The organism is Rhodococcus sp. P4_E4 (assembly GCF_056401575.1).
In genome coordinates, this window is record NZ_JBFUJB010000019.1 from 84,033 (window position 1) to 103,122 (window position 19,090).

Annotated in this window: 17 protein-coding genes; 10 read left to right on the forward strand and 7 right to left on the reverse strand. The window is 63.1% G+C overall.

Translation table 11 applies throughout. The features are described from left to right. Window position 1: 1 nt before the first annotated feature. The 3 genes from AC1DVN_RS20755 to AC1DVN_RS20765 form a co-directional block, all read right to left on the reverse strand. Window positions 2-1,087: a helix-turn-helix domain-containing protein gene (locus AC1DVN_RS20755; RefSeq protein WP_211916638.1), complete on the reverse strand. Its 1,086-nt coding sequence runs from the start codon at window positions 1,085-1,087 to the stop codon at window positions 2-4. Between the two features lie 146 nt (window positions 1,088-1,233). Continuing rightward, window positions 1,234-2,394 carry an MFS transporter gene (locus AC1DVN_RS20760; protein ID WP_020969675.1) on the reverse strand — a complete coding sequence of 387 codons (1,161 nt, stop codon included), beginning with the start codon at window positions 2,392-2,394 and terminating at the stop codon, window positions 1,234-1,236. Then, complete coding sequence (locus AC1DVN_RS20765) at window positions 2,391-3,245, reverse strand: PAC2 family protein (protein ID WP_223257810.1); 855 nt, start codon at window positions 3,243-3,245, stop codon at window positions 2,391-2,393. Before AC1DVN_RS20765 ends, AC1DVN_RS20760 begins: the two co-directional genes overlap by 4 nt. 168 nt (window positions 3,246-3,413) lie before the next feature. On the opposite strand from AC1DVN_RS20765, the gene metH reads away from it, so the two are divergent. The 6 genes from metH to hisG all read left to right on the forward strand — a co-directional run bounded on the left by metH (window position 3,414) and on the right by hisG (window position 10,737). Continuing rightward, the gene (metH, locus tag AC1DVN_RS20770; RefSeq protein ID WP_020907816.1) at window positions 3,414-6,983 is read left to right on the forward strand and encodes a methionine synthase; all 3,570 of its coding nucleotides are present in this window, start codon (window positions 3,414-3,416) and stop codon (window positions 6,981-6,983) included. Beyond that, window positions 6,976-7,674 (forward strand): HAD family hydrolase, encoded by a 699-nt coding sequence (locus AC1DVN_RS20775; protein ID WP_003944849.1) that lies wholly within the window; start codon window positions 6,976-6,978, stop codon window positions 7,672-7,674. Before metH ends, AC1DVN_RS20775 begins: the two co-directional genes overlap by 8 nt. A 12-nt stretch (window positions 7,675-7,686) precedes the next feature. Continuing rightward, entirely contained in the window at window positions 7,687-8,547 is an 861-nt protein-coding gene (gene trhO, locus AC1DVN_RS20780; protein ID WP_003944828.1) for an oxygen-dependent tRNA uridine(34) hydroxylase TrhO, read from the forward strand. 57 nt (window positions 8,548-8,604) lie between these two features. Beyond that, window positions 8,605-9,465: a pseudouridine synthase gene (locus AC1DVN_RS20785; protein WP_229757176.1), complete on the forward strand. Its 861-nt coding sequence runs from the start codon at window positions 8,605-8,607 to the stop codon at window positions 9,463-9,465. Window positions 9,466-9,524: 59 nt separating this feature from the next. Further along, window positions 9,525-9,788 carry a phosphoribosyl-ATP diphosphatase gene (locus AC1DVN_RS20790; protein ID WP_003944933.1) on the forward strand — a complete coding sequence of 88 codons (264 nt, stop codon included), beginning with the start codon at window positions 9,525-9,527 and terminating at the stop codon, window positions 9,786-9,788. A 97-nt stretch (window positions 9,789-9,885) separates the two neighbouring features. Beyond that, window positions 9,886-10,737, forward strand: coding sequence for an ATP phosphoribosyltransferase (gene hisG / locus AC1DVN_RS20795; protein WP_003944905.1), 852 nt, complete (start codon window positions 9,886-9,888; stop codon window positions 10,735-10,737). 46 nt (window positions 10,738-10,783) lie between these two features. Here hisG and AC1DVN_RS20800 read toward each other — a convergent pair whose 3' ends face one another. Next, on the reverse strand, window positions 10,784-11,593 hold the full coding sequence (locus AC1DVN_RS20800) for a thioesterase family protein (RefSeq protein WP_019748522.1): 810 nt from the start codon (window positions 11,591-11,593) through the stop codon (window positions 10,784-10,786). Between the two features lies 1 nt (window position 11,594). Further along, window positions 11,595-12,485: a RecB family exonuclease gene (locus AC1DVN_RS20805; RefSeq protein ID WP_477994179.1), complete on the reverse strand. Its 891-nt coding sequence runs from the start codon at window positions 12,483-12,485 to the stop codon at window positions 11,595-11,597. A 138-nt stretch (window positions 12,486-12,623) separates the two neighbouring features. On the opposite strand from AC1DVN_RS20805, the gene AC1DVN_RS20810 reads away from it, so the two are divergent. Next, window positions 12,624-13,547: a tRNA (adenine-N1)-methyltransferase gene (locus AC1DVN_RS20810; protein ID WP_007729892.1), complete on the forward strand. Its 924-nt coding sequence runs from the start codon at window positions 12,624-12,626 to the stop codon at window positions 13,545-13,547. On the opposite strand, the gene AC1DVN_RS20815 is transcribed toward AC1DVN_RS20810, so the two are convergent. Continuing rightward, window positions 13,548-14,033 (reverse strand): MTB12 C-terminal domain-containing protein, encoded by a 486-nt coding sequence (locus AC1DVN_RS20815; protein ID WP_477994180.1) that lies wholly within the window; start codon window positions 14,031-14,033, stop codon window positions 13,548-13,550. A 195-nt stretch (window positions 14,034-14,228) separates the two neighbouring features. Between AC1DVN_RS20815 and arc the strand changes: the two genes are divergently transcribed. Next, window positions 14,229-16,004 carry a proteasome ATPase gene (gene arc, locus AC1DVN_RS20820; protein ID WP_003944870.1) on the forward strand — a complete coding sequence of 592 codons (1,776 nt, stop codon included), beginning with the start codon at window positions 14,229-14,231 and terminating at the stop codon, window positions 16,002-16,004. A gap of 118 nt (window positions 16,005-16,122) precedes the next feature. Continuing rightward, entirely contained in the window at window positions 16,123-16,800 is a 678-nt protein-coding gene (locus AC1DVN_RS20825) for a TIGR00266 family protein (protein WP_003944961.1), read from the forward strand. A 34-nt stretch (window positions 16,801-16,834) separates the two neighbouring features. Here the strand turns inward: AC1DVN_RS20825 and AC1DVN_RS20830 are convergent, their stop codons facing one another. Beyond that, window positions 16,835-17,392, reverse strand: a complete 558-nt coding sequence (locus AC1DVN_RS20830) for an NUDIX hydrolase (RefSeq protein ID WP_020969670.1) — start codon at window positions 17,390-17,392, stop codon at window positions 16,835-16,837. Window positions 17,393-17,450: 58 nt separating this feature from the next. Between AC1DVN_RS20830 and dop the strand changes: the two genes are divergently transcribed. Further along, complete coding sequence (gene dop, locus AC1DVN_RS20835) at window positions 17,451-18,950, forward strand: depupylase/deamidase Dop (protein ID WP_019748516.1); 1,500 nt, start codon at window positions 17,451-17,453, stop codon at window positions 18,948-18,950. Window positions 18,951-19,090 lie beyond the last annotated feature (140 nt).

The following is a 19,090-nucleotide window of genomic DNA, read 5'->3' on the forward strand; positions in this document are numbered from 1 at the left end:
CCTACGGGCGATCCGTAGCAGGGGATGCGGCGCGTCGCCACTGCGATTCGTTCTCGATCATCCATGTGAGCAGGTGCTCGGCCGCCGCCTCGTCGGAGTCCGGGCCGACCAGCAGATCGGCGAACGCTTGGCTGGGGGCGACGATGCGGATGCCGTCGCGGGTGAGCGATCGGTCGAAGGCAGACGGTGAGAGGGGAGCGGTGATCCACACGTCACCGCCGGATTCCACCCGCCGTAGTCCGAGAGCGTCGGCGAACTGATCGACGTTGTCGGCATGGAAGTGGGCACGTCGAGTGGGCGCGTACCGAGCAAAGGGTGCCGCGGCCACCGAGGCGGTACCGGCGTAGATGTGACCGCTGAGCTGACGCAGTTGATCGAAGAGTGCTTCCAACCCGTCCGGCGCGTGAAAGCCGTGAGGCGTCGGCGCTTTGGCGCCGGCTTCAGCCGCCCATTCACGAAGCATCTTCGGCCAGCGGACGTCACCGATCCCACCGCGGGGGAGCCTGGTCACCAGTTCACGATCCGACAGTGTCTGAACCACCCGATAGGTTGCTCCCGTCGACGCACCGGCCAGGCGCACCAAGGCAGTGATCGCCAGTGGCGCCGCGAAATCGGCAAGCGCACGCACGACGCGAGCTGACGGATCGCCCGTCAACTGTCCGGAAGGACGTCCGGGCCCCCGCCACGGATCGGCGTCGGCTCCGCGTCCACGCACCCAGACGGCGGGTCGATCAGCGGTCAACGACACGTTGCCCGTGGCGTCTGCGTACGAGATCGCGTGGGAATCGAGCTGCCGGCGGACCGGCTCGGACAGATATTTTGCGCACACGAAGCCGGGTTGACCGGTGGGGAAGCGATCGGCGATACCGGGAACGTCGCTGCTCAGGACACCGTGAGCGGCGTAGACGCCGAATTTGGCCACCGCGCCGTCAGGGGAGCGGAGGTCGAGTCGGAGTGGCGCCTCGGACAGGTCGGGGGAGCGCTGTGTCGACAAAGACCAGGTAGGAGGCAAATTTTCTTCGATGACGGCAACCGATCGCCGAAAAATGTCGATCGGCCGTTCCGGTTCCGACTCAGATTCGCTCATGTTCCAATGGTATCAATATCTGTCGACGACGGAAACACAAGATTTTCCGAATAATGTTCACCCTGACAGCGTCGCTACAACGGTGGTCGCTTTCGCCGAGAAACTCACTACCTACACAACTTCAAATTCGAAACTGCCGAGACCGATCAGCGTTGCTTCGGCATGATCAGGGGAGCGACGACGGCGAGCAATAGTGCGGGGATCAGGAAGCTCGCGGCAGGCGAAGAGTCGTAAATCGGTGTCAGGGCCAGGGGAGCAAGAGCGGCGCCGCCGAAGCGCATCGCTTGGACGACCGACACGGCGCCGCCACGGTTGGGCCCCGCGGATCCGAGCACCGCCGCGTTGACGCCGACAAGGACGAACTGGCTCGCGACACCTGCGACAAACCATGCGATCGCGATCACCGGCACCAAGCCGGCGAGGCCGACGACGGAGACCAGAACTGCTCCGCCCAGTGCACCGATCATCACGGAGGAGCGTGCGCCGATGCGATCGATGAGGATTCCGATGCGCCGGGCCGAGAGGATGCCGGCCACGCCGAAGACGGTGAGCAGTAGGCCGCGGACGGTGGGGGACAGCCCGAACTCGTCTTCGAAGCGGAAGGCGAGCAGGAAGCTCAGTCCACCGAGGGCGCCCCAGCCGAGCAATGCAGCGATACCGATGCGGAGCACTTCGGGGCGTAATGCATCGCGGAGACGGGCGGGAGTGGTCGCTGCCGGTGCTTCGGACTTCGGGAGTCCGACGGCTCCCAGGATGCCCGCGACCACTGCGATGACGAGAAAGGCCAGACGCCAGTCGAATTCGGCCGCCAGTCCGCCGATCAACGGAGCCGACGACTGCCCTGCAGCCTGGAATGCGCCGAAGGCACCGAGGGCTCGACCCAATCGAGCCTGCGGAGTTGCGGCCGCCAACGAAGCAAGCAACAGCGGCGTGGTGAATGCGTTCGCGGAGCCCTGCAGTACCCGGGCGGCCAGGAAGATCTCGAGTGTCGGGGCGAGAAAGCATGCCAACGACGCGAAGACGTAGACGCCGTATGCGATCCGCACCGTCCGGACCTTGCCCCACCGTGTCCCGAGCGTCCCCGACACCAACATCAGAGCGGCGAAGGGGAGCAGGTACGCGGTGAGGGAGGAGGCGGCCGCCGACGGTCCGACCCCTAGATCGTCACCGATCTCGGGGAGGATCGAAGCAACCACGCCGCCGCCGAACGGGCCGAGGAACCCGCCGGCGTACAGCGCGATCAGTTGAAGCCGGAGGCGCAGTGGGCGCTGTGTACTTCCACCTTCTTCTGGAGTGTTCTTGCTCACAGTCCGAAGCTGCCGGGTCCTCGCCGTCTGAGGTAGCGCTCGAATTCCGCGGCGATGGCGTCGCCGTCGATCTTGGAGATTGCTTCGCTGATGTCGGTTTCGGCGTCTCCCCGCTCTTCCAGGGTGCGCACGTATTCGCCGATTTCCTCGTCGTCCGCGGTCATTTCGTTGACCGCTTCCTCCCAATCCTCCGACTGAGCTGGGAGTTCACCGAGGGGGACCTCGATGTCGAGAACATCCTCGACTCGTTGAAGGAGGGCCACTGTGGCCTTCGGGTTGGGTGGCTGCGAGACGTAGTGCGGGACCGCTGCCCAGAACGAAATAGCGGGTACACCAGCACGAACGCACTCATCCTGAAGAACTCCGGTGATGCCTGTCGGGCCTTCGTATCGGGTCTGTTCGAGGTTGAATCGTGCCGCGGATTCGCTGCTGTAGGCCGTGCCCGTGACCGGCACCGGGCGGGTGTGCGGAGTATCGGCGAGCAGGGCTCCGAGGATGACCACGGTCTTGACGTTCAGTTGGTCGATCAACTCGAGCAGATCCTCGCAGAAACTGCGCCACCGCATGTTGGGTTCGATCCCGCGAAGAAGGACGATGTCGCTCTCACTGCCTGGAGGTGAACAGACCGACAAACGTGTTGCCGGCCAAACGATTTCGCGAGTGACACCGTCGACCTGACGGACCGTGGGACGGTTGACCTGGTAGTCGTAGTAGTCCTCGGAATCGAGTTCGGCGAGCGGCTGGGCATCCCAGATCAGCTCGAGATGTTCGACCGCACCGCTGGCTGCGTCACCGGCGTCGTTCCAGCCCTCGAAAGCTGCAACGAGGATGGGATCACGTAGGACAGGGATGTCGCCCTCGAGGCGGTCACTGCTGTCGACGGCAAAGCCGTCAGGGCTCTCGAAGGCCGCGGAATCGTCGAAATCGACCGGGCCGTCGGGAGTGACGGGGAACTCACTTGGACTCACCCACCCAGCCTACGGCCAGAGCTTGTCGGTGCGCCCACTACTCTGGACGGCATGTCTGCCCCATTTAACTCTGCCCTGCTTGATGCGCTGAAACAGCGCGTTGTCATCGGCGACGGAGCGATGGGCACCATGTTGCAGGCCGCGGACCTCACCCTGGACGACTTCCTCGGCCTCGAGGGGTGCAATGAGATCCTCAACGACACCCGTCCCGACGTGCTCAAAGACATCCACCGTGCGTACTTCGCCGCTGGTGCCGATGCCGTCGAGACCAACACCTTCGGTTGCAACCTGCCCAACCTCGCCGACTACGACATCTCTCACCGGATCCGCGAACTCGCGGAAAAAGGCACTGCTCTCGCCCGTGAAGTAGCGGACGAGATGGGACCAGGCCGCGACGGCATGGCCCGATTCGTACTCGGCTCGATGGGACCGGGAACCAAGCTCCCCAGCCTCGGACACGCACCGTACGCAGTCCTTCGTGACGCGTACACCGAAGCTGCGCTCGGCATGATCGACGGTGGCGCCGACGCCATCCTCGTCGAAACCTGCCAGGACCTGCTTCAGGTGAAGGCGGCCATTCTCGGCAGTCAGCGCGCGATGGAGCAACTCGGACTGCGGTTGCCGATCATCACGCACGTGACGGTAGAGACAACTGGAACGATGCTCCTGGGCAGTGAGATCGGTGCCGCGCTGACGGCACTCGAGCCACTCGGTATCGACATGATCGGCCTGAACTGTGCCACCGGGCCGGCCGAGATGAGCGAACATCTCCGGCACCTGTCCAAGTACTCGACGCTGCCGGTGTCGGTCATGCCCAATGCCGGTCTGCCGCAGCTCGGCCCCAAGGGCGCCGAGTACCCGCTGACCGCCGACGAATTGGCCGAAGCCCTCAGTGGTTTCGTTTCCGAGTTCGGACTCGGCCTCGTAGGCGGCTGCTGCGGTACGACACCCGAGCACATCAGCGCGGTCGCCGACGCGGTCCGTCAGGTCGAGAAGGCCCAGCGCACCCCGATCCACGAGCCGAGTACCTCTTCGCTGTACTCGGCGGTGCCGTTCGAGCAGGACGCCAGCATCCTGATGATCGGTGAACGCACGAACTCCAACGGCTCCAAGGCTTTCCGTGAGGCAATGCTCTCCGCGGACTACCAGAAGTGCCTGGACATCGCCAAGGACCAGACCCGCGACGGCGCACACATGCTCGACCTCAACGTCGACTACGTGGGCCGCGACGGTGCCGCCGACATGTCGGAACTGGCCAGCCGTCTGGCGACGTCCTCGACGCTGCCGATCATGCTCGACTCCACCGAGCCTGCCGTGTTGCAGGCCGGTCTCGAACACCTCGGTGGCCGCTGCGCTGTCAACTCCGTCAACTACGAGGACGGCGCCGGCCCCGAATCGCGTTTTCACAAGATCATGACGTTGGTCAAGGAGCACGGCGCGGCAGTCGTCGCCCTGACCATCGACGAAGAGGGCCAGGCTCGCACCGCCGAGACCAAGGTCGCCATCGCCAAGCGTCTGATCGAGGACATCAAGGGAAACTGGGGACTCGCCGAGTCCGACATCATCGTCGACGCCTTGACCTTCCCCATCTCCACCGGTCAGGAAGAGGTGCGACGCGACGGCATCGAGACCATCGAAGCCATCCGTCAGCTCAAGGCTGCGTACCCGGAACTGCACTTCACCCTGGGTATCTCGAACATTTCGTTCGGTTTGAACCCGGCGGCACGTCAGGTCCTCAACTCGGTGTTCCTGCACGAGTGCACCGAGGCCGGTCTGGACACGGCGATCGTTCACGCGTCCAAGATTCTGCCGATGGCGCGAATTCCGGACGAGCAGCGTGAAACCGCACTCGACCTGGTCTACGACCGTCGTAGCGAGGGCTACGACCCGCTGCAGAAGCTGATGGCTCTGTTCGAGGGTGTCTCGGCTGCGTCGGCGCGCGAGTCCCGTGCGCAGGAACTCGCCGGACTTCCGTTGTTCGACCGGCTCGAGCGTCGCATCGTCGACGGCGAGCGCAACGGCCTCGACGACGATCTCACCGAAGCGATGACGGTCAAGTCCCCGATCGAAATCATCAACGAGACACTGCTTTCGGGCATGAAGACCGTCGGTGAACTGTTCGGTTCCGGACAGATGCAGTTGCCGTTCGTTCTGCAGTCCGCCGAGGTCATGAAGGCAGCAGTTGCGTTCCTCGAGCCGCACATGGAAGCGACGGACGACGACGGCAAGGGCCGCCTCGTCATTGCGACGGTCAAGGGCGACGTCCACGATATCGGCAAGAACCTTGTCGACATCATCTTGAGTAACAACGGTTACGACGTCGTGAACCTCGGCATCAAGCAGCCCATCGCGACCATTCTCGATGCTGCGATCGAGCACAAGGCCGATGTCATCGGCATGTCCGGACTGCTCGTGAAGTCGACAGTGGTCATGAAGGACAACCTCAAGGAACTGAACTCTCGCGGTGTCTCGGAACAGTTCCCGGTTTTGCTGGGTGGTGCCGCGCTGACGCGTTCGTACGTCGAGAACGATCTGCAGGAGGTGTACGAGGGCGACGTCAGCTATGCCCGCGACGCTTTCGAGGGTCTGAACTTGATGGACCAGATCATGACGACCAAGCGCGGCGGCGGCCCGGCGCCGGACAGCCCGGAGGCCATCGCTGCTCGCGAGAAGGCTGCCGAGCGTAAGGCTCGTCACGAGCGTTCCAAGCGCATCGCCGAAAAGCGTAAAGCTGCAGCGGTTCCCGTCGTCCTGCCGGAGCGTTCCGATGTCGCTACCGACATTGCGGTGCCGACACCGCCGTTCTGGGGCTCGCGCATCGTCAAGGGAATCTCTCTGTCCGAGTACTCGGGGCTGCTCGACGAGCGCGCTCTCTTCCTCGGCCAGTGGGGCCTTCGCGGTCAGCGCAAGGGCGACGGTCCGACGTACGAGGAACTGGTCGAGTCGGAAGGCCGTCCGCGGCTCCGGTACTGGCTCGATCGGCTGACGTCCGAGGGCATCCTCGCGCACGCCGCGGTTGTGTACGGCTACTTCCCGGCGATCTCGGAGGGCGACGACGTCATCGTGCTCACCGAACCGAAACCGGATGCACCTGAACGGTTCCGGTTCACCTACCCGCGTCAGCATCGCGACCGTTTCCTGTGCATCGCTGACTTCGTGCGCTCGCGTAAGGAAGCAGAAGCGACCGGCCAGGTGGACGTTCTTCCGTTCCAGTTGGTGACGATGGGTCAGCCGATCGCGGACTTCGCCAACGAATTGTTCGCGTCGAACTCGTACCGTGATTACCTCGAAGTTCACGGAATCGGCGTCCAGCTCACGGAATCTCTGGCCGAGTACTGGCATCGACGCGTTCGTGAAGAGCTTGTGCTTCCCGAGGGGCATACCGTCGCGGAGCAGGACCCGACCGAGGTTGCCGGCTACTTCGATCTCGAGTACCGCGGCGCTCGTTACTCGTTCGGATACGGCGCGTGCCCGGACCTCGAGGATCGTGCCAAGTTGGTGGCGTTGCTCGAACCCGAGCGAATCGGTGTCGAATTGTCCGAGGAACTGCAGCTGCATCCCGAGCAGTCCACGGACGCTTTTGTCCTGCACCACCCGGAAGCAAAGTATTTCAATGTCTGAGTTGTTGACCGAGGTATCCGAATCGACCCTCGGTGGTGTCCTGTGGGACATGGACGGCACCCTGCTCGATTCGGAGAAGCTGTGGGACATCGCGCTTCGTGAGTTGTCCCTACGCCTGGGCGGACCGATGACGGAAGCGACACGCATCGCCGTCATCGGTGCGTCGAGYCCCTTCGCTCTGGCGACGGTGTTCGACGCGCTCGGCTTGGAGAAGCACCCCGATGCCGTCGCCGAGGCGAAGGACTGGATGTACACCCGCGTCGGCGATCTGTTCGAGGACGGCGTGACCTGGCGGCCGGGTGCTCGCGATGCACTGGCGACCGTGCGTGACGGTGGTCTGCGTTCTGCACTGGTCACCAACACCGAGCGAGTACTGGTCGATCGGGCACTCGGCATGCTCGGCCGTGAATTCTTCGACCACTCGGTGTGCGGCGACGAGGTTCCCAACGGAAAACCGGCGGCGGATCCGTACCTGCGCGGAGCGCATCTGCTCGGACTCGAGCCGGCGCAGTGCCTCGCCATCGAGGACTCGCCGACCGGTACTGCGTCGGCAAGCGCCGCGGGTTGCGCGGTGCTCGTCGTTCCGTGTGAGGTCGATGTCCCGGCGGGTCCTGGACGCGTGTTTCGAGAGTCTCTGGTGGACTTGTCCATTCACGATCTTCACGACGTTCACTCGAGCGCGGCACGTTAGGCGGGATTTGCTGTGGCTATTCCGAAAATTGTTCTGTTCTACCAGTTCACGCCGTTGGCGGACCCGGAAGCGATCAAGCTGTGGCAGCACAGCCTGGCCGAGTCCAACAACCTGACGGGCCGGATCATCGTCTCGCCTCACGGAATCAATGCGACGGTCGGCGGAGACATCGAGGATGTCAAGCGATACGTCCGCGGAACGCGTGGCTACGAGCCGTTCCGTACCGCTGACATCAAGTGGTCGGACGGACTCGGAAACGACTTCCCTCGCCTCAGCGTCAAGGCTCGCTCGGAGATCGTGACGTTCGGAGCCCCCGACGAGCTGAAAGTCGACGAGAACGGTGTTGTCGGTGGCGGAGTTCATCTGGCGCCCAAGGAACTACACGAACTCGTCGACAGTCGCGGTGACGACGTTGTGTTCTTCGACGGCCGCAACGCCTTCGAAGCCGAGATCGGCCGCTTCCGGGATGCGGTAGTTCCGGACGTCGCCACCACCCGCGATTTCGTCGACGAACTCGACAGTGGAAAATACGACCATCTCAAGGGCAAAGCCGTAGTCACCTACTGCACTGGCGGAGTGCGCTGTGAGGTGTTGTCTTCGCTGATGCGCTCACGCGGCTTCGACGAGGTCTACCAGTTGGACGGCGGAATCGTCCGTTACGGCGAGACTTTCGGCGACCGGGGCCTCTGGGACGGCTCCCTGTACGTGTTCGACAAGCGGATGAACATCGAGTTCTCATCCGAAGCCAAGACACTCGGCGTGTGTGTCGATTGTGGTACTCCGACACCGCGTTACCGCAATCGGATCGACGGCGACGGCCGCACCCTCGAATTGCTCTGCGAGAGTTGTTCACCAGACCTCGAGCAGGACTGAGTAGTGCCCAAGGCTCCGTTGCCGATCCGAAACGGTCTCGGACCCGACCGGCTGCGGATGCCGGCGGAGTCGTCGGCGCATACCGTCCTCGAGCATCTGATCGGCGAGCACCCGGGGGAGCGGGACCTGTGGGCGGACCTCGTGAATGCCGGAGACGTCGTCGACGAGCACGGGCGGAAGATCACGAGCCGAACGCCCTACCAGCCGACCCGTTTCGTGTACTTCTACCGCGAGCCGGCCCCCGAGATTCCGGTTCCGCACGAGATCGAGATCTTGTACCGCGACGACTCCATTCTCGTGATCGACAAACCGCACTTCCTGGCGACCATTCCACGGGGAGCGCACATCGTCGAAAGCGCCGTCGTGCGACTGCGTCGTGATCTGGATCTTCCGGATCTTGCGCCCGTTCATCGCCTCGACCGAATGACGGCGGGTGTCATCGTATTCACGGTGACACCGGACCTACGACGGCCGTACCAGGAACTTTTTGCCGAGCAGCGGATCGTCAAGGAATACGAGGCGATTGCAGGGTTCGATCCGGAACTGACTTTCCCTCGCACGGTGCGTAGCCGCATCAACAAAGTTCACGGCGAGATGACGGCTACCGAGATCGATGGCGAGCCGAACAGTGAGACTTCGATCGAACTGATCGAGACGATCACCGACTCGGCCGGCCGGACTCTCGGCCGATACAGGTTGCTCCCACGGACCGGCCGTACCCATCAGCTTCGGCTGCACCTCAACTCGCTGGGCGTCCCGATCGTCGGTGACAATTACTACCCCGAGTACCTTCCCGCGGTGCCCGGCGACTTCTCGACTCCGTTGCGATTGTTGGCGCGGGCGTTGGAATACCCGGATCCGATCACCGGGCAGACTCGCAGGTTCGTGAGTTCGCGCAGCCTCGACGCAGGCCTGTGAACACCGCTGTTCGTGGGCGTGTGCAAACCGCTTCCGTCCTCGTGAAAGAATGTGTACCCGTGAAGACCTTCGAATCCTTGTTCGCCGAATTGACCGAGCGTGCTGCTACTCGCCCCGAGGGGTCCGGCACTGTCGCCGCCCTCGACGCCGGTGTGCATGCTCAGGGCAAAAAGGTCATCGAGGAAGCCGGTGAAGTGTGGATCGCTGCGGAATACCAGAGCGATGAGCAGCTAGCCGAGGAAATTTCCCAGCTGCTGTACTGGACGCAGGTGTTGATGGTCGGTCGCGGACTGACCCTCGAGGACGTGTACCGACATCTGTGATCGGAGCTGACCAGCGAGATGTTCGCCATCTCGCTCGTCCAGGGCTTCCGATTCATGTCGTCTCACGTCACCCACACCTTCCGAAAGGACATCCACCATGCTGCGCGTAGCAGTTCCCAACAAAGGCTCACTGTCCGAGTCCGCCGCCGAAATTCTCAGCGAGGCCGGCTACCGTCGACGCACCGATTCCCGTGATCTGACGGTCCTCGATCCTGCCAACCAGGTCGAGTTCTTCTTCTTGCGTCCCAAGGACATTGCGATCTACGTCGGCTCCGGTGAGCTGGATCTCGGCATCACTGGTCGTGATCTCGCCGGCGACTCGGGCGCTCCCGTATCCGAGCGTCTGTCACTGGGCTTCGGCCGTTCGTCGTTCCGCTACGCAGCACCGGCAGGCAAGGACTGGGCCGTTGAGGATCTGTCCGGCCTGCGCATTGCGACGTCGTACCCGAACCTTGTCCGCAAGGACCTCACCGATCGCGGACTCGACGCCACCGTCATCCGTCTCGACGGAGCAGTGGAGATTTCGATTCAGCTCGGTGTCGCCGACGCGATCGCCGACGTGGTCGGGTCGGGTCGTACTCTCCGCCAACACAACCTCGTTGCTTTCGGTGAATCGCTCTGCGATTCCGAAGGTGTCCTGATCGAGCGCACCGGCGCTCCGCAGGACGATCCCGCACGCAATCAGCTCATCGAACGCGTACGCGGAATTGTCTTCGCGCAGCAGAATCTGATGATCGACTACGACTGCCCGCGCACCATCCTCGACGACGCCATCAAGATGACTCCGGGTATGGAGTCGCCGACCCTCTCGCCGTTAGCTGATCCCGACTGGGTCGCGGTTCGCGCGATGGTTCCGATCAAGGGACACAACCAGGTGATGGATGCCTTGGCGGAACTCGGCGCCAAGGCCATCCTCGCGTCGAACATCCGCTCGGTACGCGCTTTCTGATCACCGTCTGAATAGATTTACGCGCATTCGCGCCCGTTCCTGGAAATCAGGAACGGGCGCGAATTTGCAAAGTCTGGGCGATACGGCCGACGGCACCCTGCTCGTCGTAGAGCACTCCCGCACACATGCCGACGCCGTCCGGACCGGTAGTGGTTTCGGCGGCGACACCGACCCACTCGCCCTCGGGTACACGGAAGATATGCACCGTGAGATCGGTGTTGAGGAACGTCCAGTGCTCAGGGTCGAGCTTGGCGCCGACGCCGTTGGAGATGTCGGCCACCGCGAACAAACGCTCGAGGGCAGACATCTTCTCGCCCTCGACCAGCTCGGGCTTGGGGCGCGCCCATACCTTCCCGGTTCCCACGCACCCGATCGGAGCAATCCAGGACCAGTCGAGGGTTTTGAGGTAGCCGACGCTCCAGAGACCCTCGAGAACGCCCGGGGTGCCGCTGTCACGGGGTTCGAGCGGGGGATCGACTACGTGGACGACCTCGCCGGTATCGACGGTCTCCATCCGCCATGCCGTACCGCGCGCAACCGCGCGGGCAGATCCGTCGGCGGTGGTTGCCCACAGCTCGGCGACGATCAATTCGATTCGGCGACCGGGGCGTTCGATCCACGACCGGACTTCGAGGTCGGCAATCGGAATGGGCCCGAGAATCTCGACGACGACGCGCGTCAGACGGGTTTCGTCGCGCGCACCACACCGCTCGAGGGCTCGTACCAACAGCGCCGACGGGGGAGCACCGTGCTGCAGTGTCGGGCCCCAGATGCTGACAGTCGCCTGCGTGCTCGCGAACCGCTCGTGCCCTTCCTCCGTGGTTCCGAGGTAGCGGTAGTACGAACTGTCCGTCATGTTATGAATTCTCCTTTGCAGCAACAGGTTCGGTGCTCAGCAGGTCCGGCCAACCTGGATACGGCGGTGGTGTTCCGCCGAACGAGGGGCACAGTGACTTGTGATCGCACCAGTCGCACAGTTTGCCAGGCTTGGGTCTGAAGTCTCCGGTCGCACCTGCCGCGAGGATCGCCTTCCAAATGGCGGAGAGGGTCCGCTCGAATCGAATGAGCTCGTCGTGATCCGGGGCGTACGTGAGAATCGAGCCGGAGGCCAGATAGATCAGGCGCAGTTGCGCGGGAACGATTCCGCGAGTGCGCAGTAGCACGAGCGCGTAGAACTTCATCTGGAAGAGCGCTTTGGACTCGGTGAACTCGCGGGGTGCCTTTCCGGTCTTGTAGTCGACCACCCTCACCTCACCGGTCGGTGCAACGTCTATCCGGTCGACGAAGCCGCGGAGTCGAACGCCGTTCTCCAATTCGGTCTCGACGTAGACCTCGCACGCCTCGGCATCGAATCGAGTGGGATCTTCGAGCGTGTAGTACGTCGCGACGAGCTTGCCGACTTCGCCGAGAAACGCGTCCAGCTCGTCTTCCGGAATCAGATCAGCCGCTTCGCGAGACTCGGCACTGACACGTTCCCACGCGGGACGGACGAGTTCAGCTGCGCGATCGGGAACCCGGTGACCGGTCGGGAGTGCAAACAGCGCTTCCAAGGCCGCGTGGACGACGGTGCCTCTGACCTGGGCTCTGGTAGGTGTTTCCGGAATTCTGTCGACCGCTCGGAACCGGTAGAGCAGGGGACATTGCTTGTAGTCACCCGCACGCGAAGGAGAGAGCGCCGGCCGACTACGCGGGCGCTCCTGTGATGTTGCACCCGTTGGAGTGGGGGTTGGCAATTCGACAGAGCTCACACCTGGCAGGCTATGCGGTTGGTCCGACAACTCCGTCGGAGCCGGTGGCGAGGACACCGGAAACAAGCGAACAGGGATCATCTGCGCATGGCGAACGAGCTGCAACCAGAAGAAGGCACGACCGAAGTGGATGAGGTTGTGCAGTCCGCTGTCGCCGAGATTCCCGAACAAGAGCTTCCGGAAGCTGATCTCACTGCGCCGGGCAAGCGGCCGTCGGGGCCGTTTCGCGTCGGCGACCGAGTCCAGCTGACCGACGGCAAGGGACGCCACTACACGATCGTTCTCGAGGCGAACCGCGAGTACCACACCCACAAGGGCGGAATCGTTCACAACGATCTGATCGGGGCCGACGAGGGCAGCGTCGTCAAGTCGGTCAACGGCACGCCATACCTCGCCCTGCGCCCGCTACTGGTCGACTACGTGCTGTCCATGCCGCGCGGTGCACAGGTCATCTACCCGAAGGACGCAGCTCAGATCGTCCACGAAGGCGACGTGTTTCCAGGAGCACGCGTGCTCGAAGCCGGAGCCGGCTCCGGCGCACTGACGTGTTCACTACTGCGTGCCGTCGGACCCGAGGGCAAGGTCATCTCCTACGAGGTCCGCGACGATCATGCCGAACACGCGGTTCGCAACGTCGAGACCTTTTTCGGTGAACGTCCGCCGAACTGGGAACTGACCATCGCCGATCTGGCGGAGTTCGATCCGGAAGCGCACGGCGGCAAGGTCGATCGCGTCGTACTCGACATGCTGGCTCCATGGGACGTCCTGCCCGCCGTCTCGAAGGCGCTCGTGCCAGGCGGCGTGTTGATCGTCTACGTCGCGACCGTTACTCAGCTCTCGAAGGTCGTCGAAGCGATGCGTGAGCAGGAATGCTGGACCGAGCCACGGTCGTGGGAATCGATCGTGCGCGGTTGGCACGTCGTCGGTTTGGCGGTGCGTCCCGAGCATCGGATGCAGGGCCACACCGCGTTCCTCGTGAGCGCTCGTCGTCTGGCCGAAGGAACGGTCACCCCGAAGCCGCAGCGGCGCGCGGGCAAGGGCTCGAACACGGCAGCCAAGTAGTCACACGAAAACAACAAGAGCGGCGATCCGGATTCCGGCTCGGCCCCAGGTCCACGGGGTGGCGGGTGCGGCGCCGTGCGGGCTGACGACGGCGACGTCTGCGGTTGCGGTCTGACCGTCGACCTTGACGTTGTCCACGTTGAACGTGATCGCGTAGGCCGGGTTACCGCCCAGCGCAGCACTCATCGTCTCGATGTTGGCCTGACGCTTGGTTCCGTCGACCACCAGAGCGGTCTTCTCCTCGATCGGCTTGGCCGGATCGATCAGAGCGACGAGCGAAGCGTTGAGCTCCTCGGCCGTCGGAGCCGTTGCAGCAGCGGCAGCAGGCGTCGTAGCGGAAGCCGAGGCCTTGGCCGTGGTGCTCGAGGCGGCGACCGAAGTCGAGCTGGCAGCCGTCGAATCCTTGTTGTCGTCCGAGCTGCATGCGCCCATGGTCAGGACGGCAGCGACGGCACAAGCGCTGATGAGAGTCTTGCGGATGATCACAGCGTTACCTTTCGTTGTAAAGAGAGACAGGCGCTGTCTCCATCTTGTAGGCAAGGCTAACATGACCAAAACCTGGCTCGAGACCAGTCGGCACGGTCCGTACTCACGTGTGAATTCGCACTCGCGCACCGTGTCTGGCGACACTTGGGGCCTTATGCCGGTAGCGTTGATGGATCGCACTGGGAGGAGACGCACATGAGCTCGACAGAGAACCCGGATTCGGTTGCGGCAGCAGAAGAACTCCACGCGCTACGAGTGGAAGCACAAGTACTGCGCCGACAACTTGCACAATCGCCGGAGCAGGTGCGTGAGCTGGAGTCGAAGGTGGACTCGCTGTCCATCCGAAACAGCAAGTTGATGGACACCCTCAAGGAGGCCCGTCAGCAGCTCATCGCACTTCGTGAAGAAGTCGACAGACTCGGTCAGCCGCCGAGCGGTTACGGAGTCCTTCTCTCGGTACACGAGGACAAGACCGTCGACGTGTTCACGTCGGGTCGCAAGATGCGATTGACGTGCTCACCGAACATCGACACGGACACCCTTGCCCTCGGACAGACGGTGCGCCTCAACGAGGCACTCACCATCGTCGAGGCCGGCACCTACGAGCAGGTCGGTGAGATCAGCACGCTCCGTGAGGTACTCGACGACGGCTTGCGCGCACTGGTGGTCGGTCATGCCGACGAAGAGCGCATCGTCTGGCTCGCAGCACCGTTGGCAGCCGTCTTCGCCGACCCCGAAGCCGACATCATCGCGTACGACGCCGATTCTCCGACCAGGAAACTGCGTCCGGGCGACTCGTTGCTCGTCGACACCAAGGCCGGGTACGCCTTCGAGCGCATCCCGAAGGCCGAGGTCGAAGATCTGGTTCTCGAGGAAGTTCCGGATGTTCACTACGACGACATCGGTGGTCTGGGGCGTCAGATCGAACAGATCCGTGATGCCGTCGAACTCCCGTTCCTGCACAAGGACCTGTTCCACGAATACTCGCTGAGGCCGCCGAAGGGTGTACTGCTCTACGGTCCGCCTGGTTGCGGTAAGACGCTCATCGCCAAGGCCGTCGCCAACTCGTTGGCCAAGAAGATCGCCGAAGCTCGCGGTCAGGACAGCAAGGACGCCAAGTCCTACTTCCTGAACATCAAGGGCCCGGAACTTCTGAACAAGTTCGTCGGCGAAACCGAGCGTCACATCCGGATGATCTTCCAGCGTGCTCGTGAGAAGGCGTCCGAGGGGACGCCGGTGATCGTCTTCTTCGACGAGATGGACTCGATCTTCCGTACCCGTGGTTCGGGAGTCTCTTCCGACGTGGAGACAACGGTCGTTCCGCAGCTGCTCAGCGAGATCGACGGCGTGGAAGGGCTCGAGAACGTCATCGTCATCGGCGCCTCCAACCGTGAGGACATGATCGACCCGGCCATCCTGCGTCCCGGCCGACTGGACGTGAAGATCAAGATCGAGCGCCCCGACGCGGAATCCGCTCAGGACATCTTCTCGAAGTACCTGGTGGACGGTCTGCCGATCAATGCGGACGACCTTGCCGAGTTCGGTGGCGATCGCACCGCATGCTTGAAGGCGATGATCGTTCGCGTCGTCGATCGCATGTACGCGGAGAGCGAAGAGAATCGTTTCCTCGAGGTCACCTACGCCAACGGCGACAAGGAAGTTCTGTTCTTCAAGGACTTCAACTCGGGTGCGATGATCCAGAACATCGTCGACCGCGCCAAGAAGTACGCGATCAAGTCGGTACTCGACACCGGTGCTCCTGGCTTGCGTGTGCAGCACCTCTTCGATTCCATCGTCGACGAGTTCGCCGAGAACGAGGATCTGCCCAACACCACCAATCCTGATGACTGGGCACGTATTTCGGGCAAGAAGGGTGAGCGGATCGTCTACATCCGCACTCTCGTCACCGGTAAGAACGCCAGTGCCAGCCGCGCGATCGACACAGAGTCGAACACGGGCCAGTACCTGTAGCGAAACGAACACCGATCGGGCCGGCCACTCTTCGGGAGTCGTCGGCCCGATCTGTGCGTCGCTGCCGTTCCCTCCGTTGCGATTGGACCGGTCGGTCGCGCTGGTTTAGAGTCCCGCCGTGCAGATACATCTTCGACACAATCCGTCGTCCACTGTCGCTCGCTGCTACCTCGCGCCCGGCGAACCGCTGCGCGTGGAGAGCGGGGCAATGCTCGCGCATTCCGCCGGCGTAGTTCTCGAAGCGAAGGCGCAGGGCGGCGTCCTGCAGGGACTCAAGCGGTCGATGCTCAGTGGGGAGTCGTTTTTCGTCACGACGTATACCGCTCCGCCGCAAGGTGGTTGGGTCGACGTGACCGGCGTGCTTCCCGGCGATCTGATCCCACTGACCATCACGTCCGATCGCCCGTTCTTCCTCAACCGTGGAACCTGGTTGGCCAACTCCTACGGCGTGACCGTCGAGTCCAAGTGGGGAGGCATGTCCAACCTCTTCGGCGGTGAGGGTGGATTCGGTCTGCGGGCAAGTGGCGACGGTGAAGTAGTGCTGGCCGTCTACGGCGCGATCGACGTCATCGACTTGCAGCCAGGCGAGACGGTCACGATCGATACCGGTCACGTGGTCGCCTACGACCTCGGGATGAACTTCAACATGCGGCGCGCCGTTCAGGGGCGCACCATTCAGTCGATGAAGTCCGGTGAAGGATTTGTCTTCGACTTCACCGGCCCAGGACGCGTTCTCGCGCAGACCCGCAACCCCAGCGCGTTTGCTGCTTGGCTTTCGGCGATCACCCCGGGCTGATCACGGTCGCAGCAGTGTTCAGCTCCAGCAGTGTTCAGCTCCAGCAATAGTCGGCCAGCAGCGCGCGTGAGTCCGGAACGAACGGCCACGACGGGTCCTGCAGGTGGGCGCCGAGTTCTTTCGGCGTCCACCACCAACCTTCGGCGATCTCGCTGGGTTGATGTGCCATCGGCCCGTCGTATCTGAGTTCGAACGCAAACAGGTGACAGCGCAACGGAGAGTTGTTCCACTCGCCGTCCCAGGAGATTCGAGCGATCTCCGTCAGTTGGAGTGGCTGATCTGCTGTTCCGAAGATTCCGAGTTCTTCACCGACTTCACGGATCGCGGTTTCCTGCGGCGTCTCACCTGGATCAACGACACCTCCGGCAAGACAGTCGTGATAGCCCCCGAACACCGCTTTTGTATCGGTTCGGCGATGGACGTAGATGCGGGAGCCGTCCCCGGTGCGAACCAGGACGCCCGCACTCGCGTGCCAGAGCCCACCCGAGTAGACGACGGAACGTGGTGCTCGGCCGATCGGATTACCCGTCCGGTCGTACACGGCGACTACCTCGTCCGCGGGATTCAGGTCTGCGGTGAGAGGTTGGTGCATTCCTCCAACTGTGCCACGCCTGTGGGTGCCGCGCCGCAATCACATAGGCTCTTGTGTCATGCAGCGGATCATCGGTGTCGAGGTCGAATACGGAATATCTTCACCCAGTGAGCCGTCGGCGAATCCGATTCTCACTTCAACCCAGGCGGTGCTTGCCTACGCCGCCGCAGCGGGCGTGCCACGGGCCAAGCGCACACGCTGGGATTACGAGGTCGAATCTCCGCTGCGAGATGCCCGAGGCTTCGATCTGGGGCGAATGAGCGGGCCCGCACCGGTCATCGACGCGGACGAGATCGGCGCCGCGAACATGATTCTCACCAACGGGGCACGGTTGTACGTCGACCACGCCCATCCGGAGTATTCGGCCCCCGAGGTCGCCGACCCGCTCGATGCCGTGATCTGGGACAAGGCCGGCGAACGAGTGATGGAGGCAGCTGCGCGGCACGCCTCCAGCGTGCCGGGTGCCCCACGGTTGCAGTTGTACAAGAACAACGTCGACGGCAAGGGTGCGTCGTACGGCACGCACGAGAACTACCTCTGCTCGCGTGACACCCCGTTCGCCTCGATCGTGACCGGCTTGACGCCGTTCTTCGCGTCGCGGCAGGTGATCTGCGGTTCCGGTCGTGTGGGTCTCGGTCAGTCCGGCGACGAGGCCGGATTCCAGCTTTCGCAGCGATCCGACTACATCGAGGTCGAAGTAGGCCTCGAGACCACGCTCAAGCGCGGAATCATCAACACCCGCGACGAACCGCACGCGGATGCGGACAAGTATCGCCGGCTGCACGTCATCATCGGTGACGCGAACCTCGCGGAGATGTCGACCTACCTCAAGGTGGGAACAACCGCGCTGGTACTCGACCTGATCGAGGCGGGCGTCGACCTCACCGATCTGCAACTGGCACGTCCGGTCACCGCCGTCCACCACATCAGCCACGACCCCACCCTTCGCAAGACCGTTGCGCTGGCCGACGGTCGCGAACTGACGGGGCTTGCGCTGCAACGTATTTACCTCGAACGTGTCTCGAAGTTCCTCGATCGCGAGGCGGATCGTGATCCGCGAGCGGACGATATCGTCGCCAAGTGGGCGATGGTTCTCGATCTCCTCGAGCGCGATCCCATGGAGTGCGCGAACATCCTCGACTGGCCGGCCAAACTGCGCCTGCTCGAAGGTTTCCGCAATCGTGAGGGACTCGCGTGGTCGGCTCCGCGATTGCATCTGGTGGATCTGCAGTACTCCGACGTGCGACTCGACAAGGGCCTCTACAACCGTCTGGTTGCTCGCGGCTCCATGGAGCGGCTTGTCACCGAACAGCAGGTTCTCGACGCGGTCACGAACCCTCCCACCGACACTCGCGCATACTTCCGTGGCGAGTGCTTACGCCGATTCGGTGCCGATATCGCGGCCGCGAGCTGGGATTCGGTCATCTTCGATCTCGGCGGCGAGTCGTTGATCCGCATCCCCACCCTCGAGCCGCTTCGAGGTACCAAAGCGCACGTCGGAGCGTTGCTCGACTCCGTTGACAGCGCCGCGGAACTGGTTGATCAGCTCACTCACTGAAACAGCCGATGCGGCTCGCCGTCGCGTCTCTCCACACCTGACGGTGCCGCTCGGTAGGGTGAAGGTCCGAGCGGGATCAGTTACCGACTCTGCTGGGCCGAACAGGATGCTCGCGAGAGCTCCCTTCACACAAGGAGGTC

Excerpts from the sequence above, each read along its gene's own strand:
- AC1DVN_RS20755 (WP_211916638.1), bottom strand. The coding sequence starts at position 1,087 with ATGAGCGAATCTGAGTCGGAACCGGAACGGCCGATCGACATTTTTCGG.
- metH (WP_020907816.1), top strand. The coding sequence starts at position 3,414 with ATGTCTGCCCCATTTAACTCTGCCCTGCTTGATGCGCTGAAACAGCGC.
- AC1DVN_RS20785 (WP_229757176.1), top strand. The coding sequence starts at position 8,605 with ATGCCGGCGGAGTCGTCGGCGCATACCGTCCTCGAGCATCTGATCGGC.
- hisG (WP_003944905.1), top strand. The coding sequence starts at position 9,886 with ATGCTGCGCGTAGCAGTTCCCAACAAAGGCTCACTGTCCGAGTCCGCC.
- AC1DVN_RS20800 (WP_019748522.1), bottom strand. The coding sequence starts at position 11,593 with ATGACGGACAGTTCGTACTACCGCTACCTCGGAACCACGGAGGAAGGG.
- arc (WP_003944870.1), top strand. The coding sequence starts at position 14,229 with ATGAGCTCGACAGAGAACCCGGATTCGGTTGCGGCAGCAGAAGAACTC.
- AC1DVN_RS20830 (WP_020969670.1), bottom strand. The coding sequence starts at position 17,392 with ATGCACCAACCTCTCACCGCAGACCTGAATCCCGCGGACGAGGTAGTC.
- dop (WP_019748516.1), top strand. The coding sequence starts at position 17,451 with ATGCAGCGGATCATCGGTGTCGAGGTCGAATACGGAATATCTTCACCC.